Genomic DNA, 20,911 nt, shown 5'->3' with positions numbered 1-20,911 from the left:
TCACGACTTTCTAATAGAATCTTGCGGATAGTGTGCACGCGCACCACCGATGAGTTTTGGACGGCTAGCTAAAGCCGTTACATGGGCGTGCCCAATCTCCCGTAGTACCGGTCGAATCGGAACCTGCACATGCTTGACATGCATACCAATTGCGGTATCTCCTATATCAATTCCCGCATGAGCCGTGATGAACTCCACTTCGACAGGGTCTGTCATAAACTTGAAGGCTGCCAATTGACCCGAACCTCCTGCATGAAGTGTCGGAAGGACACTGACGATTTCCAGACCAAACTGCTCTGCCACCTGACGTTCAACAACGAGGGCACGATTAACATGTTCACAACCTTGAACAGCTAGATGAATTCCTTTTTCCTCTAGGATATCTAGGATGGTTTTCACGATGATTTCCCCAATTTCTTGACTGGATTCCTTGCCAATCTGACCACCTATCACCTCACTAGAAGAAAGGCCCAAAACAAAGATAGCTCCTTGCTTCAAATTGGCCTTTTCTAATACATCTTCTACAATCTGGCTTGTTGCTCTTTGAATGTCTTTTTCCTTCATACTTGATACCTCTTTTGTCACTATCTATCATATCTTTTTTTACTGATTTTATCAAGACCAACTAATCATTCTGAATTTTAAAAGCAAAACTCCCAGAATAGACTGGGAGCTAGCTGGTAGCTATTTTATTGAGGTATATTTCGACTGTCGTCCCTTTTTCGGGTGCAGAATTGATCTTCATCTGGTAATTGTCTCCAAAATGAAGTTTGAGTCGTTGGTCGACATTTTGTAGGCCAACTCCCCCACGTTTGAGGTTACTCTGACTACTGTCTCCAGCAGCTTGGAAGCCAACGCCGTCATCCTCAATGCGGATGACTAGTCCTGTATCCTTTTTCTGAACAGAAAGTTTAATATGGCCCTGACCTTCCTTCTCCTTAATGCCATGGTAAAGAGCATTTTCTACCAAGGGTTGTAGCACCAGTTTAGGCAAGAGCAGGTTATCAAAAGCAGAATCTTCATCAATCTCATACTCCAGCTTATCCCCATAGCGTTGTTTCTGGATAAAGAGATACTGGCGGACATGATTGATTTCATCAGAAAGAGAAATCAAATCCTTTCCTTGATTGAGCGCCAAGCGGAAATAGGTTGCCAGAGACTTGGTCACCTGAACCACTCGCTGACTATCCTGAAATTCAGCCATCCAGATGATAGTGTCCAAGGTGTTATAGAGGAAATGGGGGTTAATCTGACTTGACAAGGCTTGAAGCTCATACTGCCGGGTCGCTTCTTCCTGCCTGCGAATAGCTGCCATCAGCTGATCAATCTGATCCAACATGGCATTGAACTGACGAGTCACTTCTCTCAGTTCATAGGCACCAGCTTCCTTGGCACGCAGATTTTGTGTACCAGAAGCAATTTCCAGCATGGTTTCTCTCAAATCCTTCAAAGGGGCAATCCAGCGCTTGAGACTGAACCACACCAAGCAGAGACAGGCAAGAAGAGATAAGGCACTAGCACCAAGCAAGGTCCACAAGAGCTGACTCCGAACCTGGTCTAACTTCTCAAGTGAAGACACTCCAAGCACTGTCCAATCTGTTCCTGCAATCTTTTCCTGACTGACATAGGATTGGTGATCCAGCGTATAGCCCTGTCCCGTCTCGATGTAGGGTTTCATGGCCTCCATTTCACTCGCTGAGCTATAGACAGTACGTTTAGGATGGTAGACAAATTCATGATTTTCATTGATGATAAAGGCAAAACCCTGCTGACCCAATTGGAGTTGGTTGAGATAGGCTTCTAAAGTTTCGTAAGAAATATCCAAACGAAGCACGCCAAGATTGGCCCCCTTTGCATCAACAAGTTCCTGAGTAACAGAAATGACCCATTGACTATCTGATTTACGAGCTGGGGTTAAAACTGGCTTAGCTCCCTGATGAATAGCCTTTTGGTACCAATCCTCAGCCATCATATCTGAGGAAGTTTTCATCTGCACACTGTCATCTGTAGAAATAACCTGACCGGATTTGGTTACCAGTACCACCGTTTTCAAGTCCTGGTCTGCCTTTAAGATAGTCAAAAACAGATCTCGGATTCCCTTGACCTTGTCTTGACTGGGATTCTCAGCATAGGCTAGCACATCCTTCTGCTGGGTTAAACTGGTAGAGGTGGTTTCTAATTTTTTGATATATGACTGAATAAAGTGGCTAGTTTGGCTGATAGTTGTTTGGCTATTGCCCTCAATAGTAGCCTCAATGGCTGATGAACTAGATTGATAATAGAAAGTCCCGACCACAGCTAGTAGAATGAGAAAGACCAGAAAGATGGAAATAACCATTCTGACTAAAAGAGAAGAACGCTTCATCTGCCTTCTCCCTTCTTAAACTGACGAGGTGTCACACCTGCAATCTGTTTAAAACGTTGAGTAAAGTAGTTCATATCTTCAAAACCAACCTTTTCGGCTATCTCATAAATCTTTAAATCTGTGGTCAGAAGCAAGAGCTTGGCTTGTTTGACACGCTCTCTCACCAGATAATCCTGAAAAGGCAGGCCCAACTCTTTCTTAATTAAGGAACTCAAATAAGTTGGGCTAAAGCCCAAATCACTGGCCAAGCTCTTTAAACTAAATTGACTGTCAGCCAGATGAGACTGGATTTTCTGGGCCAGATTTCCCTCAAACTTATCGGTTAATAAATCTTGTAACTGCTCTTCCTTTTCTTCCTTGTCTAGTTTTTGCTTGATTTTCCCCAACATTTCCTCGATATCCTGACGAGAAAAGGGCTTGAGCAGGTAGTCATCGACACCGAGTTTGACAGCAGACAAGGCATAATCAAAATCATCGTAACCCGTCAAAAATACCAAATGCACCTGAGGATAGGTTTCTCGTACCAGACTGGCCAACTGGATGCCATTTAGCTGAGGCATGTTGATATCGGTTAAAATGATATCTGGCACCTGCTTTTGAATTAAGTCCCAAGCCTGCCTTCCATTTTCAGCCTGACCGATGATTTCCATATCGTAGGCTGCTACATTGACCAGTTTGGTCAATCCTTGTCTTACTAGATATTCATCTTCTACGATTAAAATTGTGTAGGTCATGCTCGGCTCCTTTATCACTTACTAGTATCAGTATAGCAAAATTCTACTCTAACTGCTTAGGAAAGAGTTCTTAATCAACATAATCTAGTAAATAGGCATAGCCTTTTTCTGCCATTTGGTCTTTGGGAATAAAGCGAATAGAAAGACTATTGATACAGTAGCGTAAGCCTCCCTTGTCCTCTGGACCGTCCGTAAAGACATGGCCAAGGTGGGAATCTCCAACTCGGCTTCTTACTTCCATGCGTGTCATATTGTAAGACTTATCTTCCTTGTAAGTGGCAACATCTGGACTGATTGGTTGGGTGAAACTAGGCCATCCGCAACCAGACTCAAACTTGTCCTTTGATGAAAAGAGGGGTTCGCCAGTAGCGACATCTACATAGATACCCGATTCAAATTTATCCCAGTAACGGTTTGAAAAAGCTCGTTCTGTTTGATTTTTCTGGGTAACTGCATACTCCTCAGTTGACAAGGTCTTCTTCAATTCCTCATCACTTGGTTTAGGATATTTGCTGGCATCGATGACGGGATAGGCGGCCTGATTGACATTGATATGACAGTAGCCATTTGGATTTTTCTTTAGGTAGTCTTGGTGATAGTCCTCAGCCACCACAAAATTCTTCAAGTTTTCCTTTTCAACTGCCAGAGGTTGGTCGTATTTCTTAGCCACCTCATCAAAGACTTGGTTGATTACTTCCAAATCCTTGTCATCTGTGTAATAAACGCCGGTACGATATTGGGTACCCACATCATTTCCTTGTTTATTTTTGCTTGTTGGATTGATAATGCGGAAATAATGAAGCAGAATTTCCTTGAGGGAAATTTGATTGGCATCATAGGTGACATGGACAGTCTCCGCATGTCCTGTTTGGTTAATCAATTCGTACTTGGTTGTTTCCCCTCTACCATTTGCATAGCCTGAAACAGCATCTGTCACTCCAGGCACGCGTGAGAAGTATTCCTCCACTCCCCAGAAACATCCCCCAGCTAGATAAATTTCGTGCAAGTCTGCGTCTTTGCTAATTTCTGTTTTTTTCACTGTTTTTCCTCCTTGGCTAACTGACGCTTTCTCAATTTGCGAGCTATCTGTCTGCCCTGCATTTCGCATCAATAGAAAATAGAAACCGGTTAGGACTAGGAGAATGACCCCTGCCAAGACAAACAATTTTACTTTATCATTCATAGCCTTTCTCTACCCCATTTCCTTTAATGTTTTTAAAATCATATCCTTATCCATAAAACCTGGTTGCGTTTTGACCAGCTTGCCTTCCTTGTCTATAAAGGCTTGAGTGGGGTAAGAACGGACACCATAACTTTCCAAAAGTTTGCCTGATGGATCAATTAGAACTGGAAAATTTTTATAATCTAAGCCCTTGTACCAGTTCTTAAAGTCTGCTTCAGATTGCTCCCCCTTGTGTCCAGGAGACACCACTGTCAAGACCACATAGTCATCACCAGCTTCTTTAGCAATTTCATCCGTATCTGGAAGGCTGGCTAGACAGATGGAACACCAAGAAGCCCAGAATTTGAGATAGACTTTCTTACCCTTGTAATCAGACAAACGATAGGTCTTACCATCTACACCTGTTAGTTCAAAATCGGCGACTTCCTGACCTTTAGTCGCAGTTTGCGCACTGACTTGTTCTGTTTTAGATTGCTCCTTCATAGTAGACTCGTCTGACATGTTTTTAGCCGAACAGGCTGCCAAGCAACAGATTGAGCCGACTCCAAGGAGACATGTTTGCCATTTTTTCATTTCTTCTTCCTCTCTATTCAAATAATCTTGTCAAAATAGACGCATTCCCCAAAAGCACCAAGATTCCCATCACGATAATGAGGAAACCACCCACTTTTTTGAGGATTCCGAGGTAAGGATGGAGTTTTCGAAAATGTTTCAAAACATAGCTGGATGCGAGAGCTAGAATCAAAAATGGTAGCGCCAATCCCAGCGTGTAAACTAACATGAGACCAGCTCCCTGCCAAGCTCCTGAACCACCTGAAGCCGCCAAGGCTAAAACAGACCCCAGAACTGGCCCCACACATGGCGTCCAAGCAAAACTAAAGGTTAACCCCAGTAAAAATGCCTGACTATAGCCGTTACCCTTTTGCCCCTGTCTCTTTAATTGTAGCCTTCTTTCCTTGTAGAGCCCTTGCAAATGTAAAACTTCCATCTGGTGCAAGCCCAAGAGAATGATAACCGCACCCGTCACATACTGAAACCAAGAAGCATACAGCAAATTGCCTAAAAAACCAGCTCCATAGCCCAGTAAGATAAAGATAAAAGAAATCCCCGCTATAAAGGCCAGAGTTCGCACTAAACTAACAAGTGAGATTGAAAATTTTCCGCTAGAACCCCAATCACTATCTTTATCATCCAACAAGACCCCTGCATAGACCGGTAACAAGGGTAAAATACAAGGAGAAAAGAAGGAAAGAATTCCAGCAAGAAAAACACTGATAAAAAAGAATACATTGTCCATTGCCTTCCTCCATTCATTGATTTGATAGGACTATTATAGCTCCAAAACTCCAGAAAAAACAGGGACAATGATAGGGAAAAATAGGAATTTAATCAGTTTATTCAAAAATCTGGCACAAAAAAAGCCAGACAAGGTCTGACTTTGGTAGATACAGAAAAGAGAATCACCTGTCTTCCCTACTTATCTGGTAATAAATAAGGTCCGCAACGTAGTCTTTTCTCTCCACACCATTAGCAATGGTTTTTAGATAAGACATTCCCGCTTTTTCCATCACACGGCCTGAAGCTGGGTTGAGACTAGCGTAACGAGCTCTGACTTTTTGAAAGCCTGCTTGAGTAAAACAAAAGTCTAACACAGCTTTTAAAGCCTCCGTCATCATACCACAACCCCAATAATCTTTTCCTAAAACATACCCAATCTCACAACTTAAATCTTCCTCGTGCATTTCAATGATGCTGATATCTCCTATCACATGCTCTGGGTTCTCTTTGAGACAAATGGCCCATTTGTAATAGTTGGGATTGGTATAGGATGCAACCCAATTTCGAATCGAGTTCCGAGTCACCTCAACATCAGGATGAGGATCCCAGGTGACATAGGTCAGATTCTCAGGCAACGAAGCCCAATTTTGAAACATGGCTTCCGCATCACTCTCCACAAATCTTCTTAAAATCAGACGTTCTGTCTGTAACATTTGCGTACCGATTGCTTTCATCATGTTACCTCGCTTTCTAAGCTTAAGGCTCAGGGTAAAAAGACTATACTCAGTAACAGCTAGAAAACAAGTTTTTCATCTAGTTACTTGACGCAGTCGCTGTCTGGTTTGAAATGCGCTTTACCAAGCTTTTTCAAACCTAGTCATCGTTACGGGGGTGAGACAAGGAAAATCAAACTCTTCGAGTTACCGAATCTACCTCGTTTTCCTGTTTCTAGACTCGGGCTAAAAAGGTCCCCCGGACCTTTTTACTCCCAAAAGTCATCAAATACGGTGATTGGTAGGTGGCGTTTGTGTTGGCCTTTGTGCCACCAGTTTTCGATAGTCTCTTGAGCTTCTGGGCTGATTGTTTTGCCTTCTAGGTAGTCATCAATCTCTTCATAAGTGACTCCAAGGGCGACTTCATCAGCCAGCCCTGGTTTATCTTCTTCTAAGTCTGCTGTTGGGATTTTTTCATAAAGGGCTGGGTCTGCACCAAGCTCCTTCAAGAGTTGTTTTCCTTGACGTTTATTGAGGCGGTAAAGAGGGAGAATATCTGCACCACCGTCACCAAACTTGGTAAAAAAGCCTGTGATATTTTCCGCAGCATGGTCTGTTCCAATGACAGCTCCACTATGGGCACCCGCAAGGGCATATTGGGCAATCATACGACTACGAGCCTTGATATTTCCCTTGTTAAAGTCTGAAACAGGACTTCCTGTCGCTTCAACTGCATCTGCCATGGCATCAGCTGATTCCTTGATATTCACAACCAAGCTGACATCTGGCTGGATGAAAGCGAGGGCTTTTTGAGCATCTACTTCATCAGCTTGCACGCCATAGGGCAGGCGGACAGCGATAAATTGGTAGCTGTCATCTCCTGTCTCTGCTCGCATTTCTTCCATAGCTAATTGCGCTAAGCGCCCTGCTAAGGTTGAGTCCTGACCTCCAGAAATTCCTAGTACAAAAGTTTTAAGGAAGGGGTGTTTTTTCAAGTATCTCTTTAAGAAATCAATCGAACGACGGATTTCTTCCTGAGCGTCAATCACTGGCTTGACACCCAGTTGCTGGATAATGGTCTCTTGCAAACTCATTCTTCTTCTCCTTCACCAAGAGCTTCCTTGCGCATCTTATCAATCAAATCCATCTTATCTTGCCAAATATCACGCGCCAAGTCCACTGGATAGTGCTGCGGATTGAGCACGCGTTTGTACTCATCCCAAAGTTTGTCAAATTCTTTGCGAGCATAGGACTGAATCTCAGTCAAACTAGGCAGGTTGTAAACTAATGTTCCTTCTTTGAAAATATCCACCAAGAGAGGAACGGCATCAAAATTACGAACGGTTTTTTTGATATAGGTATAGGTCGGATGGAACATCTTGATTTCAGTCATGCTGGCAACGTCAACTCCATCATAAGTGATGTAGTCGCCTTCTGACTTCCCTTTTTCACGACTGGTAATGCGCCATACCTGCTTCTTACCTGGCGTTGACACTTTTTCAGCATTATTAGACAGTTTGATGGTATTGCGCATGTTACCATTTTCATCTTCAATGGCCACAATCTTGTAAACTGCCCCAAGAGCTGGCTGGTCATAGGCTGTAATCAGCTTGGTTCCAACACCCCAGACATCAATCTTGGCCTTTTGCATCTTGAGGTTGAGGATAGTATTTTCATCAAGGTCATTAGAAGCATAGATCTTAGCCTCTGTAAAGCCAGCCTCGTCTAGTTGCTGACGGACTTTCTTAGAAATGTAGGCAATATCCCCAGAGTCAATCCGCACACCCATAAAGTTAATCTGATCACCCAGTTCACGCGCCACCTGAATAGCAGCTGGCACACCGATGCGAAGTGTATCATAAGTATCTACTAAAAAGACACAATCACGATGGGTCGCCGCATAGGCCTTGAAGGCTTCATAGTCGTTTCCATAAACCTGTACCAAGGCATGGGCATGAGTCCCCAAGACTGGAATATCAAAGAGCTTACCAGCACGCACGTTGCTGGTTCCATTGGCACCACCAATCACCGCTGCGCGTGTTCCCCAGATAGCTGCATCCATTTCTTGCGCACGACGTGTCCCGAACTCCATCAAGGGTTCATCTTCGATAACCGAACGAATACGTGCTGCCTTAGTCGCTATCAAGGTTTGAAAGTTAACGATGTTTAAGAGAGCCGTTTCGACTAATTGACATTGGGCTAGAGGCCCTTCCACCTGCACAATCGGTTCATTGGCAAAGACCAAGTCCCCTTCTTGGGCAGAACGGACTGTCAACTCCAACTTAAGATTTCGTAGGTAATCCAAGAATTCTCCATGATACCCAAGCGTCTCCAAGTAGGCAATATCGCTATCTGAAAAGCGCAAGTCTTTAAGATAATGTACAATTCTTTCCAAACCAGCAAAAACCGCATAGCCGTTATTAAACGGTTGCTGGCGGAAATAAACTTCAAAGACCGCCTTTTTATTGTGAATTCCTTGGTCAAAGTAAACTTGCATCATATTGATCTGGTACAAGTCCGTGTGCAATGTCAAACTATCATCTGGATACATCTGTTTTCCTTCTTCCTACTTTACAAAGGTATGAACGTATTCTACCACTTTCACACCATCCGATAAATTAGTACTATTATAACACATTTTACCGAGATTGATAAAAAGCTAACAAGCTATTCTCCACTCTCCAGTTCATCCATATCTTGCTCAAACTTTTTTTGAGCCCATTCGCCATAACTTTTAAGGCCGAGATTGCCGATAAAAACCCAAGGAAGGTAAATCAGATAAGTAATGGCCCAAGCAGACAAATATTTAACGTTGAGAGGATTGTGCTGATAAATTTCGATATTGAATTGATAATTCTGCAACATCAAGAGGGTCGTAATAGCGAGAGTCACCAGCAAACACCCTCCAATCGTAAAATGAAAACGACTATAGTAGGTCACTCCAAGTTGTCGTGCACGATTGAAAAAGAAGAAAATTCCTAAAAGAAGGGTAACCAGAAGAATATTAGGATTAAAAAGAGCAGGTGCTAATACAGCCACCAGATAGCTTAGCAGAATGAGCCCGATAAACACATTAAAAGACTCTGTCCCAGCTTTGTTAATCAGTTGTTCTTCTCTTTCGTCTAATAATTGATAATAAAAAAATCTATTTTTCATCTTCTTCCTCCCAAAATAATTGATCTAATGTTTTTCCTAAGCGTCTGCAAATGGACTGGCAAAGCGAGAGACTCGGATTGTATTTTCCAGCTTCAATCAAGCCTATAGTCTGCCTAGTAACACCTACAGCCTCTGCCAAATCCCCTTGTGTTAAGTCAAGCTCCACCCGAGCTAATTTTAATTTTAAATTTTTAGCCACTAGCGTCCTCCTTCACATTTTTAAAAAGTTGCGCTTCTTTTAAAAACATTATACCATATATCTAACTTAATGCAATATATAAATGTCATTTTGTAAGATTTTATTAACAAAAAAACTCTCTACCACAAAAAATAGAGAGTGTTGAGTTCAAATATAGGATTTCAAAATATCGACGACATCACTTCTTTTCTTGACCTGATAGGACTTGATGCCCAATTTCTCAGCTGCTATTGTATTGTCCTCAATATCGTCTAGAAAGACACAATTTGTAGGATCTAGCTGGTATTTATCGAGAATCCCCTTAAACATTGCCAAATCAGGCTTTATAGCTTTTATATCACAGGATAGGACAAAGCCATCTAAAAGTTCTTTTAAGGGAGACAGTTGCTCTTCCAGCAAGTCATAAAATACCTTTGAGGTATTGGACAAGACGAAGATGCGATGCCCCTTTTTCTTTAGTTCTGACAAGACAGGAAAGACTTCCCTATAAATATCAATGTAGCTAGGCCAATTCCAGATAACTTCTTCAACCTTCTTTTGATAGCCCCTTCCAATCATCGACACAAGTTTAAGCACCAACTCTTCTCTCGTCATAGTCCCAAGATCTAATCTTTCCCAAAGCCCCGACTGAAAAATGCTCTTATCTAAAATGAGATAATCTTTCTTCGTATTCGAAACACTTTGTAAAATCTTATCCTTGTTCCATTCTAATAAAACGTTGCCCATATCTAGTATGATATCCATTAGCCCACCTCCATAGTGATGTGAAGATTTCCTCTTTGCTTTATACTTTCATATTCAGCTTACAAATCCTTTTGGTAATAAAATCTTTGCCCTGTGTAGGGATAGTCTTGCAAGGTAAAGACTTCCTTGTAGCCATGCCTTTTATAAAAATCTGGTGCTTGAAACTGGTAAGTATTCACGAAAGCAAACTGACAGTTTCGATTCTTAGCTTCATTTTCAGCTTGCTCCAATAGTTTTGAACCGATTCCCTGTCCTCGCAATTCCTCTTTCACAAACAAATATTCGATTTCCAGCCAATTTCCGAAAGTCTCTGCTACTAAGCCCGCCAAGAGATTGCCCTTTTCATCTTCGACATAAAGGTTCAGTGGCTCACTTATAGCCTCTTCTCTTTTGGAACGATTATAAGCACGAATCAAATCCTCTATTTCTTGCGCTTTATGAGACTCCTTATTTTCCAATCTAACGTGCATCCAAACCTCCTTAGAACTGTTACAGCTTGATTATAATCTTATTTCAATAGACTGTCAAACTAGAAAAAACTCACCAAGCTGAGTTGATGAGTTTATGATTTATTTTCTAAATTTCCACTGGCTATAAATTCCGAAAACAAGAATCCAGATGGCAGAACCAACTGCCCCCATGAAGGTAGACTCTTGTAAAAAGAGGGTTGCAAAGACAAAGATGAAAAAGAGGATGGTTAGGGGATTGAGCAAGCGATACTGAGGCATGAGGTAGCCGTCCGCCATGAAGTCTTGTGACTTGCGGTATTTGAGATGAGCCACCATGATCAAGATATAAATCGCGATGTAAACACCTGATGAAGACGCCGTAATCAAAGCAAAAGCATCGGAAACACCTGGCAAAACGTTGATAAAGGCAGCCAGAGCAATCAAGATTGCTGAAGCAATAATAGCATTTTGTGGAACATTATGGCGAGAGAGAGTATCTGCCTTGATCGCTTTTAAGAATCGATTGGGTGAATCATGAGCAATCTGGTAGAGGTGTCGTCCTGTTGAATAGAGGGTTGAATTAAGAGCCGATGCGGCCGACGTCAAAACGACGAAGTTAATCAGAGCTGCCGCCCACTTGATCCCTGCCAGTTCAAAGACCGTTACAAATGGAGAATCTGAAGAAGCAAGTTCTCTCCAGGGAATAATAGACATAATGGCTAATAGAGCTCCACCATAGAAGAAGACAATTCGGAGAGGAATTTCCTTAACTGCTTTTGGCAAAACCTGACGAGGATTCTTCGTTTCAGAAGTTGTCACTCCGATAAATTCAATCATCAGATAGGCAAAAAATACCATTTGAAAGGCCATAACAAAGTTCATGACTCCATTTGGGAAAAGAGAGAATTGATTGCTGATATTTGCCAGACTTGCAGCACCATATGGTGTTTCAAATCCTGTCAAGACCATAAAGACCCCTGTTGCAATCATAGCTAAAATAGCCACAATCTTAACCATAGCAAACCAAAACTCGACTTCTCCAAAGAGCTTAACCGCAATCAGATTGACCAAGGCCAAAATCGTTAAAAAAACAATCTGAATCAACCAACTAGGCCAAGAAGGAAACCAAAACTGAACATAATGCGAAATCGCAGTGATTTCTGCCATACCGATAAAGACAACAGACAACCAATAAGACCAAACCGAGAAATACCCCCAGCCTTTCCCCAAATGACGGGTGATAAAGTTGATAAAAGTATGTTGTTCTGGATCCTGATATAGCATCTCCCCAACAGCCCTCATCATCAAAAACATAAAGGCTCCTGTAATCATGTAAATCAGGATGATAGAAGGTCCAGTAAGGCTGATAGAACGACCAGCACCTAGGAAAAGTCCTGTTCCGATTGTCCCCGCAATGGCCATCACCTGAACATGGCGATTGGTTAAACCACGCTCCATTTTATTTTTTTTCTTATTTGAACTCATATAGTCTCCTATTTATTCAAAAAATCAAAAAGGAGTTGAGCAAGTCAAGACCTCCACTACTCCATTTTCATTCTATTTAGGCTGTTTTTTCAACCTTTAAAATTTTGACATCGTAACTACCAACAGGTGTCTCAATCGTAACAATATCGCCTGTTTTTTTGCCGATCAAAGCTTGTCCAATCGGACTTTCATTTGATACCTTCCCAGCGAAAGCATCCGCACCTGCAGAACCGACGATGATGTAGACTTCCTCTTCCTCTTCACCGATTTCTTGGATGGTTACTGTCTTACCGATAGCTACCTCATCTTGGGCAACTGCATCGCTATTAACAATTTCAGCATAGCGAATTTTTGTTTCTAGACTTGAAATTTGTCCTTCAACAAAAGCTTGTTCATCCTTAGCTGCTTCGTACTCACTATTTTCTGAAAGATCCCCGTACGAACGAGCAATTTTGATACGCTCTACGACTTCAGGACGACGAACGAGTTTCAATTCTTCTAATTCTTTTTCTAGCTTTTTCTTTTCTTCAAGGGTCATTGGGTAAGTTTTTTCTGCCATTTTTTCAACTTTCTTTTCTATTACTTTTTTAAAACAAAATTATGTGGAAAACCACATAATTTTAGTTTGAACTACTTGATTGTGTTAATTTACTATTGATATGTTCTGCAACGTTTTGGTCATGCTCTTCTTTTGTCGTTGCAAAGTACACTTTACCGTCTTCAACATTGGCTACAAAGTACAAGTACTCACTCTTTGTCTGATTTACACTTGCTTCAATAGCATCGAGGCTTGGACTATCAACTGGGCCGGGCATGAGGCCAAGATGTGTATAAACATTATAAGGTGAATCAATCGTAGTATCAATTGCAGTATCATCAGCCAAGCTAATCTTTTGGCCAAGTTTTCCTTCAGCATACAAGATAGCAATGTTGCTTTGAAGTGGCATACCAAGATTCAAGCGGTTATAGAAGACTCCCGCAATCAATTTACGATCTTCGGTCTTAGCACCTTCTTTTTCGACAAGAGAAGCAATACTGAGCAATTCATTAACTGTCAGATTCTTTTCTTTTATCGTAGTGTAGTACGGTGACATGGCCTTGTCCATAGCTGCTAACATATCATCAATCAAGCTTTCAACTGTGGTGCTGTCTTTGATAGTGTAGGTTGCTGGGAAAAGGTAACCTTCAAGGCGATAACGAACGCCACTGTCTTTTGTTGGAAGACTTCCAAGAAGGTTTGGATACTTGGCTACTAGTTGGGAGATGAAGGTTTCATCTTGAGCTTTTGCCAGAAAAGCATCCGCTGTAAGAGGTTCTTTAAAATCACCTTGGAGTTGACCTACTGTCTGAGCAATTTGCTCTAAAGTATAACCTTCCGGAATAGTTAAGTTTGCAAGCACTGGTTCTTGAGGTTCAGGAGTTCCACCTTTTTGCAATTCTTGAATCAAGTCATCCGTACTCATGCTCTTCTTCAAATTGTAATAACCTGACTTCAAGTCTGAACCCTTATACTTAGCATAAATACTAAAGATAAGTCCATGTTTGACCAAGCCAGATTTTTCCAAAGTGCTCCCAATTTGTTGCACATTTGATCCTTCTGGAATTTGAACTGTCATATACTCCTTAGAGCTCGCATCAACAGGTTTCAAAGAGTCTTGAACATAACCGTACCCAAAGTATCCACCAGCAGCCACAAGCACCAAAAGAACTAAAAAGGTTACTAGGAAACCTTTGGCTTTTGATTTTTTCTTTTTCTTGGTTGGTTTTTTACCTTTACGGCGACGGTTATGACGTGATTCCTCCGTTAATCTGTCTGAGGATCCAGTTGAAGCTAGCGCTTCAGCTTTATTCTCAGAAGAAGCAACTGATGTATTGGCCTCTTCTGTCTTATAAGTCACGTCTATCTTGGTCGGAGTATCGTTAAATTCTTTTTCTTCAGGTTCAAGTTCAACTGGTTCCACCTTAGGTTGAACGGACTCCACTACAGGTTCTTCAGCTGGATGAATCGGTTCTACTAGAGGTTCTTCAGATTCTACAACTTCAATCTTGTCAATGATAGGTTGTCTAATCTCTTTCTCTTCTTTTTCATCCGTTTTATCAGCTTCAGCACTCGAAAGTGGAGGAACACTCGGCGCATTCTTTAGAATTTTATCGACAACAGATAGGGAATCAGCCATCAACTCTTCTGTTGAAGTATCAGATTCAGGATTTGCAGGAGTTACTGAACTAGCTTGAGATGATGAAGCTGTCAGATTTGGAATGTCTACTTCTTTCTCTTTTCTATCTTGTTCTTTTACTCTCTCTAAATCACGTAGAATCTGCTCTTTAAAGCTTAATTTTTCTTCTTCTCTTGATTTTTCAGTCAAAAGCATTACCTCCTTGTTGACAATCCATAATATTATATCTTAAAAGTCGCAGAAAAGCAACCAACTAGGGCATTCCCTAGCTAGTTTTCTTTATTTTCAGGCTGCCAGACCATATCATACCATGTTTCCCCAGCAAAGCTTGACTGGGATATTCCTTCATTAACAAAGCCGTGCTTTTCGTAATAGGAGATAAGGTAGTCATGACATGTCAAGTTAATGCCCTCTCGTTCATGTTCTAAAGCGACTTCTTTCAGAGCCCTTAACAATCTTTTCCCCACGCCCAAGGCTTGTGCCTCCTTAGCTATGGAGAGACAGGTCACAGAGATATAGCCTCCAGGTCGATGGCTATAGTCTTTTATCTCTTCTGTAAAGGACTGATCTTGTAGATGACGATGTGGGACGACTGGACCTTCGATATACCCAAGTATACGTCCCTCCTTTTCAGCTACGAGAAAACTGGTCTGAATTTCACGTAAGTGCGCCTCAAAGACCGCACGAGGAATGGCTTCTTCAAGGGAGAAATTCTCCAGCTCTATCTCTAAAATTTGATCTAAATCCGAAAATCTTGCTTGTCTGATTTTCATACTTCCTCCTGATAAAAAGGATTGGCCCAAATCAGATTCCATCTCGAAAATCTTGCGCATGAAGCTTCTGGCACTTCTTCCTCAACAAAGCCATTCATCTCAAAATAAGAGAGCAAGTCATCAGGACAAGTCAAGCGAAGATACTCATACCCTCCTTCCACCGCCACTTGTTTCAAGCTAGCAAGAAGAAGGGTCCCCAAACCTTGCCCGCGATGGTCAGGATGAATAGCAAATGATCTTATTTCTATCCATGTGGGATGAAGAGACTGAGACTCTCCTAAAACATAGCCCACGAGCTGGTTTTCATCTCTAGCTACAAGAAAGGTATCCGCAATCTTACGGATACTCTCTTCTAAAAATTCGTAGCTCACTATTTCTTCTGAGGATAAACAAGATTCTTCAATTGCTACAATTTCTTCTAAATCCGATAAAGTAGCCCGTCCTATGGTGATTGGAATTTCCATTCTTTTTTCTTATTGGACGTTACTTGTCAAATTAGACAAAAGACGTTCAAATGAGTACTCATAGGTTTGGATGTCTCCTGCTCCCATAAAGACATAGACTGCATTATCATGCTCAAGGAGTGGTGATACATTTTCAACTGTGATGACTTGGCTTTTCTTCTTAATTTTATCTGCTAGGTCTTCTACCTTGACGTCACCATGGTCCACCTCACGGGCTGATCCATAGATTTTCGCCAAGTAAACAGCATCTGCCTGGCTCAAAGCTTTAGCAAAATCGTCCAATAGGGCAATGGTTCTAGTAAAAGTGTGTGGTTGGAAGATTGCAACAATTTCCTTGCTTGGGTATTTCTGACGAGCCGCATCTAAGGTCGCAATGATTTCCGTTGGGTGGTGGGCGAAATCATCAATAATAATGGTGCCATTGACAACCTTTTCAGTGAAACGACGCTTGACACCAGCAAATGTTTTCAAGTGTTCACGTACCAAGTTCAAGTCAAACCCTGCTGTATAAAGTAAACCAATAACGGCTGTCGCATTCATAATATTGTGACGACCAAAGGTTGGAATGTGGAATTGACCCAACTCTTGTCCGCGGAAATGAACTGTGAATGTTGAACCAGTCGTAGAACGTAGAAGGTCGCTAGCTACAAAGTCATTTCCCTCAGCATCAAAGCCATAGTAATAGATTGGCGCATTGGCTGTAATCTTACGCAACTCAGCATCCTCACCGTAAACAAACAAACCTTTACTAATTTGTTTGGCATAGTCATTAAAGGCGTTGAAAACATCCTCTAGACTTGTAAAGTAGTCTGGATGGTCAAAGTCAATATTGGTGATGATAGAGTATTCTGGGTGGTAAGGCATGAAATGACGCTCATATTCATCAGATTCAAAAACAAAATACTTGGCATTTTCAGAACCTCGACCCGTTCCATCCCCAATCAAGAAGCTAGTGTCTGTGATGTGAGACAAAACGTGAGACAGCATCCCAGTCGTTGATGTCTTACCATGCGCTCCTGCAACCCCCATGCTGACAAAGTCACGCATAAAGCTACCTAGGAATTCATGGTAACGTTTGTAGCTGATACCATTTTTGTCGGCATAGGCGATTTCAACATTGTTGTCTGGACGAAAGGCATTTCCAGCAATAATTTCAAGATCCCCTTGCAGGTTCTTTTCATCAAAAGGAAGAATCGTAATTCCTGCCTGCTCTAGTCCACGTTGAGTAAAGTAGTATTTTTCAACGTCTGAACCTTGAACCTTGTGTCCCATTTGATGCAACATCAAGGCTAAGGCACTCATCCCTGATCCCTTGATTCCAATAAAATGATATGTTTTTGACATGCTTTTCTCCCTTACTCAGTAATTCTTGTCAGATTCAACTCTTGGGCAACCTGACGTTCCTGTTCTGTTTGCTTATTCTTTTTATTATAGATTTGACTCTTCTTTAGAAAATCATAGTTGTTCTTTTTAGCCTTTTCCGTTTGAGATTTCGGAGTTGGAGTTACTACCTGGTCAGCCTCCTCGGCTAGAATATAGTGGGACTGGCTCAAGTTTTTGCTAAACTTGGCAAGCTCACCTGGATTTTCCTTTTGAAATGGTGCTGTTGGTTGGTTTCCTTGACGAACAAGTGTTGAACCATTGTGTCGTCTAGTATGACTAACATCCTGAGTCAAATACTTGGCCGAACGTTTCTTCTTCAGATCCGCACGCGCCTCTTCTCGAGCCAATTCAGCATACGTTTTTTCAACTTTTTTAGGTTCTGGGCCTGGTTTTGGCTCCTTGCTAGCTACCGAAGGAGTTACAGCCTGTTCCTCATTGATAGGAGACCATTCCAAATAGTTTTTATCGCGGTAATCACCCTTGATATTGCTAATAAAGTCTGACTCATCATACAAGTCCATGACTGGCATTTTAGTCAGCATGATCTCATCATCTGACACCAGTGGAAATCGATCTTGTTTCATTTTGTATTTCCTTTCAACACTTCATTATAGCGTATTGTCTTGATTTTTCAAGTGCTGGCTTCAGAAATCCCTAAAATTTCTCGAATTTCTGCCAGACTAAGACTCGCACGCGATTCCGTTCCATCCAAAACTTGGGAAACCAGGTGTTTCTTCTGTTCTTGGAGTTCTTGAATCTTTTCTTCAATGGTTCCTCTAGTAATCAAACGGTAAACCTCTACCTTCCGCTCCTGTCCCATTCGGTGAGCTCGTCCGATAGCCTGAGCCTCGACAGCAGGATTCCACCAGAGGTCCACTAGGATGACGGTGTCAGCTCCTGTCAGATTGAGACCGACACCACCCGCCTTAAGAGAGATGAGAAAGATATCCCTTTCCCCTTGATTAAATATTTTGGTCATTTCTTGCCGATCTTGAGCAGGAGTTGAGCCCGTAATTTTGAAGGAAGTCAAGCCCAAGTCTGGGAGTTCTTGCTCGATTTTTTCCAACATTCCTTTAAATTGAGAGAAAATCAAGACCCGATGCCCACCATCAGCCACTTGTAGCAATAAATCTCGAAGGCTATCCAATTTACCACTGGCTCCATGGTAATCGTCCATGAAGAGGGCTGGCGTATCGCAGATCTGGCGCAATCGCATGAGACCAGATAAGATTTCTACCCGACTTCTCTGGAATTCTTGGTCTGTCACTTGGGCTAGACGGTCTCGCATCTGTTGCAACTGGGCCAGATAGATGGCCTTCTGCTGGTCTTCCAGTTCATTTTTATAGACGACTTCGATCAGATCAGGCAGTTCTGTTAGGACTTCTTCTTTCTTACGCCTCATGACGAAGGGCTTGATAAACTGCGCGACTCGGTCAGCCGGTAATTTCATAAACTCCTTTTTACTTGGCAAGAGCCCCGGAAGCACAATTTGAAAGATAGACCACAACTCTCCTAAATGGTTTTCGATAGGCGTACCTGACAAAGCAAAGACTGCCGGCACCACAAACTGGCGCAAACTCTGAGCAATCTTGGTTTGGGCATTTTTCATGACCTGGGCTTCATCTAAGAAGAGAAAATCAAAAGCCATCTCTTGATAAAGCTCGCTGTCTTGACGAAAGGTTGCATAGCTAGTCACATAGATTTGGTGATTTTCAGAAAGAATCGCTTCTCGATTCGCTTTCAAACCATGAACGACAGCCAAATCCAACTGTGGGGCAAATTTTCTAAATTCATCTGCCCAGTTGTAGATTAAACCTGACGGTGCTAAAATCAAGACCCGACTATCTTCTGTCACCTGACTAGTCAAAAAAGCGATGGTTTGCAGTGTTTTCCCCAATCCCATATCATCTGCCAGAATGCCACCAAAGCCATAGTGATGAAGCATCTGGAGCCAACGGACTCCCTTTTCCTGATAGTCTCTCAAACTCGCCTGAACCCGTATATCTCCCAAAGGAAAATCCTCTGGATGGGTCAAATCATGAGCTAAATGCCGAAATTCTTCCGAGAAGGAGATCCTGTCTCGACCTTCAAACAACTGAGACAAACTGTAAGCTAGGGATTTCCGAGCCTGAAAAGAACCATCTTTTAGCTCAACCCCCAGTTCCTGCAAATTTTGACGAATCTGCTTGGTCTCCTCATCAAAAAAGTACACTTGGTCAGAAGAACTGATATAGAAATCCTGATTGCTGGTCAGGGCTTTAAGAGCTTGATCAATCTCTTCTTGGGCAATCCCTTGGAAATCAAATTGAATTTCCAACAGTCCTCCCTTGGACTCAATCTGAACCTGAGGAGCTTGGACGCTGTAGAGCTGATTCATCTCATCAGACAAGAAAACCTGACCCAACTTCTGAAAAGCTGGAATCGTATGGTGAAAGAAAGAATAAACTGCCTCTGGCTTCAAAGCCTGTCTCCAAGACTGAAAATCAGCCTCAAAACCAGCCCCTAAACAGACTTGAAATAGCTGATTTTCCAAGACAGCATCGCTTGAAAATGGTAATTGTTCCAGCTGTTGACTACTAGTCACCTTAACCTCTCCATAGTCAAACTGGATATCCAAGCGGATGCGGCCGTCATCCTCCCTATCAAAGTAAAAGATTGGTGAAAAGGATCGTATTTGTAAGCGCTCAGGAGCAGAAACTGTTCCTAGCTGTCCAAACAAGGGCAGACAGGCGGCTAGGCGGTCACGATCACTGTTGTCAAACTGGAGGCATTTTCTCCCTCTTTCCTCCTGAGAGAGCTCCTTTATTTCCTTTAGGAGGCTGATTTGTTTAGGGTTTAAGAGATAAAGATTCCCCTTACGAAAGAGAACCGCTCCCCCATAGAATACGTTAACCCGCTCACTTTCAGAAATCTCCATCTCAAAATAATCGGGATACTCCTGCACGGAAAAAGAGAAAAGGTTTGCTTCTGGATCTAAATCGTGAAAGAGAAGATTTTCATAACTAGTAATCTGGTGCTCAAAATGAAAATCTTCCAAGTTCATCAGCAACTCCACTCCCTGCTCAAAAAAGGTCAGAGGGAAAAAGAGATGACGACCTTGATTAGGGAAAAAGAGCTCTTGACTCAGTCCCTCCTCAATCAAACCACATAAAAAAGTAAGAACTTCTTGACTAGCTGTATCAAAAGCATCCCAAGACAAGTCATTTTCATAGTGTTTCCCAATCATATATGGCTTTCGATGGACCAAGACCTTCAAAAAGAGAGGGATGTCACGAATGACATAATATTTTTGACTATCAACTAAACCGATTCGGAGAGTCCAAAGGAGGCGATTGGTTCCAGCTTCCACCTGGCCTTGTGCCGACAAAGTGTAGATTTTCTCTCTCTTCTGAGGTTGGATACGCTTCAAAAAACTACCACCAAAACCAACCTTGGTTTCGACCTCTTCTTGCTCTTCATGTCCTTTTTCTAAGGCTTGTAAAATCACCTGGCCTTCTTCATCATTCTTCAGATAATGCTCAAGCGCCGCGAGGTGAACACAGTAACCTTTTTTTTGGAAAAAATCACAAGCACAAAAAACCAGATCATCCTCTAAACTGTAGCGCAAGTCTTCTCCCGCCACACGAGTATAGAGACGATTCCCTTTTTCCTTGATAATCTCAATGTTGCCTGTTTCATAGAGTGCAACCCCCTCCATGCGCAACTTTCCCGGAATCAATTTAGCCATAGTTACCCCTTTATCTTATCTTTTCATTATACCACATTTTCCCCTACGAAAATAGCCTTCTAGGAAGACTTTTCTCCTAGA

General features: G+C 42.1%; 21 protein-coding genes. All 21 read right to left on the bottom strand.

Annotated features, from left to right (window positions below; genetic code table 11):
- The 21 genes from HMPREF1518_RS04890 to HMPREF1518_RS04790 all read right to left on the bottom strand — a co-directional run bounded on the left by HMPREF1518_RS04890 (position 1) and on the right by HMPREF1518_RS04790 (position 20,830).
- Positions 1–564, bottom strand: a complete 564-nt coding sequence (locus HMPREF1518_RS04890) for a TIGR01440 family protein (protein ID WP_033584531.1) — start codon at positions 562–564, stop codon at positions 1–3.
- Positions 565–673: 109 nt separating this feature from the next.
- Positions 674–2,365 carry a cache domain-containing sensor histidine kinase gene (locus HMPREF1518_RS04885; protein ID WP_033584529.1) on the bottom strand — a complete coding sequence of 564 codons (1,692 nt, stop codon included), beginning with the start codon at positions 2,363–2,365 and terminating at the stop codon, positions 674–676.
- Positions 2,362–3,099: a response regulator transcription factor gene (locus HMPREF1518_RS04880; protein WP_033584528.1), complete on the bottom strand. Its 738-nt coding sequence runs from the start codon at positions 3,097–3,099 to the stop codon at positions 2,362–2,364. Before HMPREF1518_RS04880 ends, HMPREF1518_RS04885 begins: the two co-directional genes overlap by 4 nt.
- Positions 3,100–3,169: 70 nt before the next feature.
- Positions 3,170–4,282: a peptide-methionine (R)-S-oxide reductase MsrB gene (gene msrB, locus HMPREF1518_RS04875; protein ID WP_033584526.1), complete on the bottom strand. Its 1,113-nt coding sequence runs from the start codon at positions 4,280–4,282 to the stop codon at positions 3,170–3,172.
- Between the two features lie 9 nt (positions 4,283–4,291).
- On the bottom strand, positions 4,292–4,855 hold the full coding sequence (locus HMPREF1518_RS04870; protein WP_033584524.1) for a redoxin family protein: 564 nt from the start codon (positions 4,853–4,855) through the stop codon (positions 4,292–4,294).
- 13 nt (positions 4,856–4,868) lie between these two features.
- On the bottom strand, positions 4,869–5,579 hold the full coding sequence (gene ccdA2, locus HMPREF1518_RS04865; RefSeq protein ID WP_033584523.1) for a thiol-disulfide oxidoreductase-associated membrane protein CcdA2: 711 nt from the start codon (positions 5,577–5,579) through the stop codon (positions 4,869–4,871).
- A 163-nt stretch (positions 5,580–5,742) separates the two neighbouring features.
- Positions 5,743–6,294 carry a GNAT family N-acetyltransferase gene (locus tag HMPREF1518_RS04860; protein WP_033584589.1) on the bottom strand — a complete coding sequence of 184 codons (552 nt, stop codon included), beginning with the start codon at positions 6,292–6,294 and terminating at the stop codon, positions 5,743–5,745.
- Positions 6,295–6,542: 248 nt separating this feature from the next.
- Positions 6,543–7,367, bottom strand: a complete 825-nt coding sequence (gene nadE, locus HMPREF1518_RS04855) for an ammonia-dependent NAD(+) synthetase (protein ID WP_033584522.1) — start codon at positions 7,365–7,367, stop codon at positions 6,543–6,545.
- A complete protein-coding gene (locus tag HMPREF1518_RS04850) occupies positions 7,364–8,824 on the bottom strand; it encodes a nicotinate phosphoribosyltransferase (protein ID WP_033584520.1) in 1,461 nt (486 codons plus the stop codon). Before HMPREF1518_RS04850 ends, nadE begins: the two co-directional genes overlap by 4 nt.
- Positions 8,825–8,940: 116 nt before the next feature.
- Positions 8,941–9,429, bottom strand: coding sequence for a DUF6773 family protein (locus HMPREF1518_RS04845; RefSeq protein ID WP_033584518.1), 489 nt, complete (start codon positions 9,427–9,429; stop codon positions 8,941–8,943).
- Positions 9,419–9,628, bottom strand: a complete 210-nt coding sequence (locus HMPREF1518_RS04840; RefSeq protein ID WP_001107496.1) for a helix-turn-helix transcriptional regulator — start codon at positions 9,626–9,628, stop codon at positions 9,419–9,421. The genes HMPREF1518_RS04845 and HMPREF1518_RS04840 overlap by 11 nt, the downstream gene beginning before the upstream one ends.
- 147 nt (positions 9,629–9,775) lie before the next feature.
- Positions 9,776–10,372, bottom strand: coding sequence for an HAD family hydrolase (locus HMPREF1518_RS04835; protein WP_033584516.1), 597 nt, complete (start codon positions 10,370–10,372; stop codon positions 9,776–9,778).
- Positions 10,373–10,431: 59 nt separating this feature from the next.
- Positions 10,432–10,842, bottom strand: a complete 411-nt coding sequence (locus HMPREF1518_RS04830) for a GNAT family N-acetyltransferase (protein ID WP_081730809.1) — start codon at positions 10,840–10,842, stop codon at positions 10,432–10,434.
- 99 nt (positions 10,843–10,941) lie between these two features.
- Complete coding sequence (locus HMPREF1518_RS04825; protein ID WP_033584514.1) at positions 10,942–12,306, bottom strand: amino acid permease; 1,365 nt, start codon at positions 12,304–12,306, stop codon at positions 10,942–10,944.
- 76 nt (positions 12,307–12,382) lie between these two features.
- On the bottom strand, positions 12,383–12,865 hold the full coding sequence (greA, locus tag HMPREF1518_RS04820) for a transcription elongation factor GreA (RefSeq protein ID WP_000818770.1): 483 nt from the start codon (positions 12,863–12,865) through the stop codon (positions 12,383–12,385).
- A 61-nt stretch (positions 12,866–12,926) separates the two neighbouring features.
- Positions 12,927–14,678, bottom strand: a complete 1,752-nt coding sequence (gene mltG / locus HMPREF1518_RS04815; RefSeq protein ID WP_081730808.1) for an endolytic transglycosylase MltG — start codon at positions 14,676–14,678, stop codon at positions 12,927–12,929.
- A 74-nt stretch (positions 14,679–14,752) separates the two neighbouring features.
- A complete protein-coding gene (locus HMPREF1518_RS04810; RefSeq protein ID WP_033584512.1) occupies positions 14,753–15,256 on the bottom strand; it encodes a GNAT family N-acetyltransferase in 504 nt (167 codons plus the stop codon).
- Positions 15,253–15,720, bottom strand: coding sequence for a GNAT family N-acetyltransferase (locus HMPREF1518_RS04805; protein ID WP_033584511.1), 468 nt, complete (start codon positions 15,718–15,720; stop codon positions 15,253–15,255). Before HMPREF1518_RS04805 ends, HMPREF1518_RS04810 begins: the two co-directional genes overlap by 4 nt.
- A 9-nt stretch (positions 15,721–15,729) precedes the next feature.
- Positions 15,730–17,064: a UDP-N-acetylmuramate--L-alanine ligase gene (murC, locus tag HMPREF1518_RS04800; RefSeq protein WP_033584509.1), complete on the bottom strand. Its 1,335-nt coding sequence runs from the start codon at positions 17,062–17,064 to the stop codon at positions 15,730–15,732.
- An 11-nt stretch (positions 17,065–17,075) separates the two neighbouring features.
- Positions 17,076–17,687: a hypothetical protein gene (locus HMPREF1518_RS04795; protein ID WP_033584507.1), complete on the bottom strand. Its 612-nt coding sequence runs from the start codon at positions 17,685–17,687 to the stop codon at positions 17,076–17,078.
- A 47-nt stretch (positions 17,688–17,734) separates the two neighbouring features.
- Entirely contained in the window at positions 17,735–20,830 is a 3,096-nt protein-coding gene (locus HMPREF1518_RS04790) for a DEAD/DEAH box helicase (protein ID WP_033584504.1), read from the bottom strand.
- Positions 20,831–20,911: the final 81 nt, after the last annotated feature.

The organism is Streptococcus sp. SR1, assembly GCF_000526075.1.
Taxonomy (GTDB): Bacteria; Bacillota; Bacilli; order Lactobacillales; family Streptococcaceae; genus Streptococcus; species Streptococcus halitosis.
Note: the sequence above shows the minus strand (reverse complement) of the source record. Positions and strands in the feature narration are given on the sequence as shown.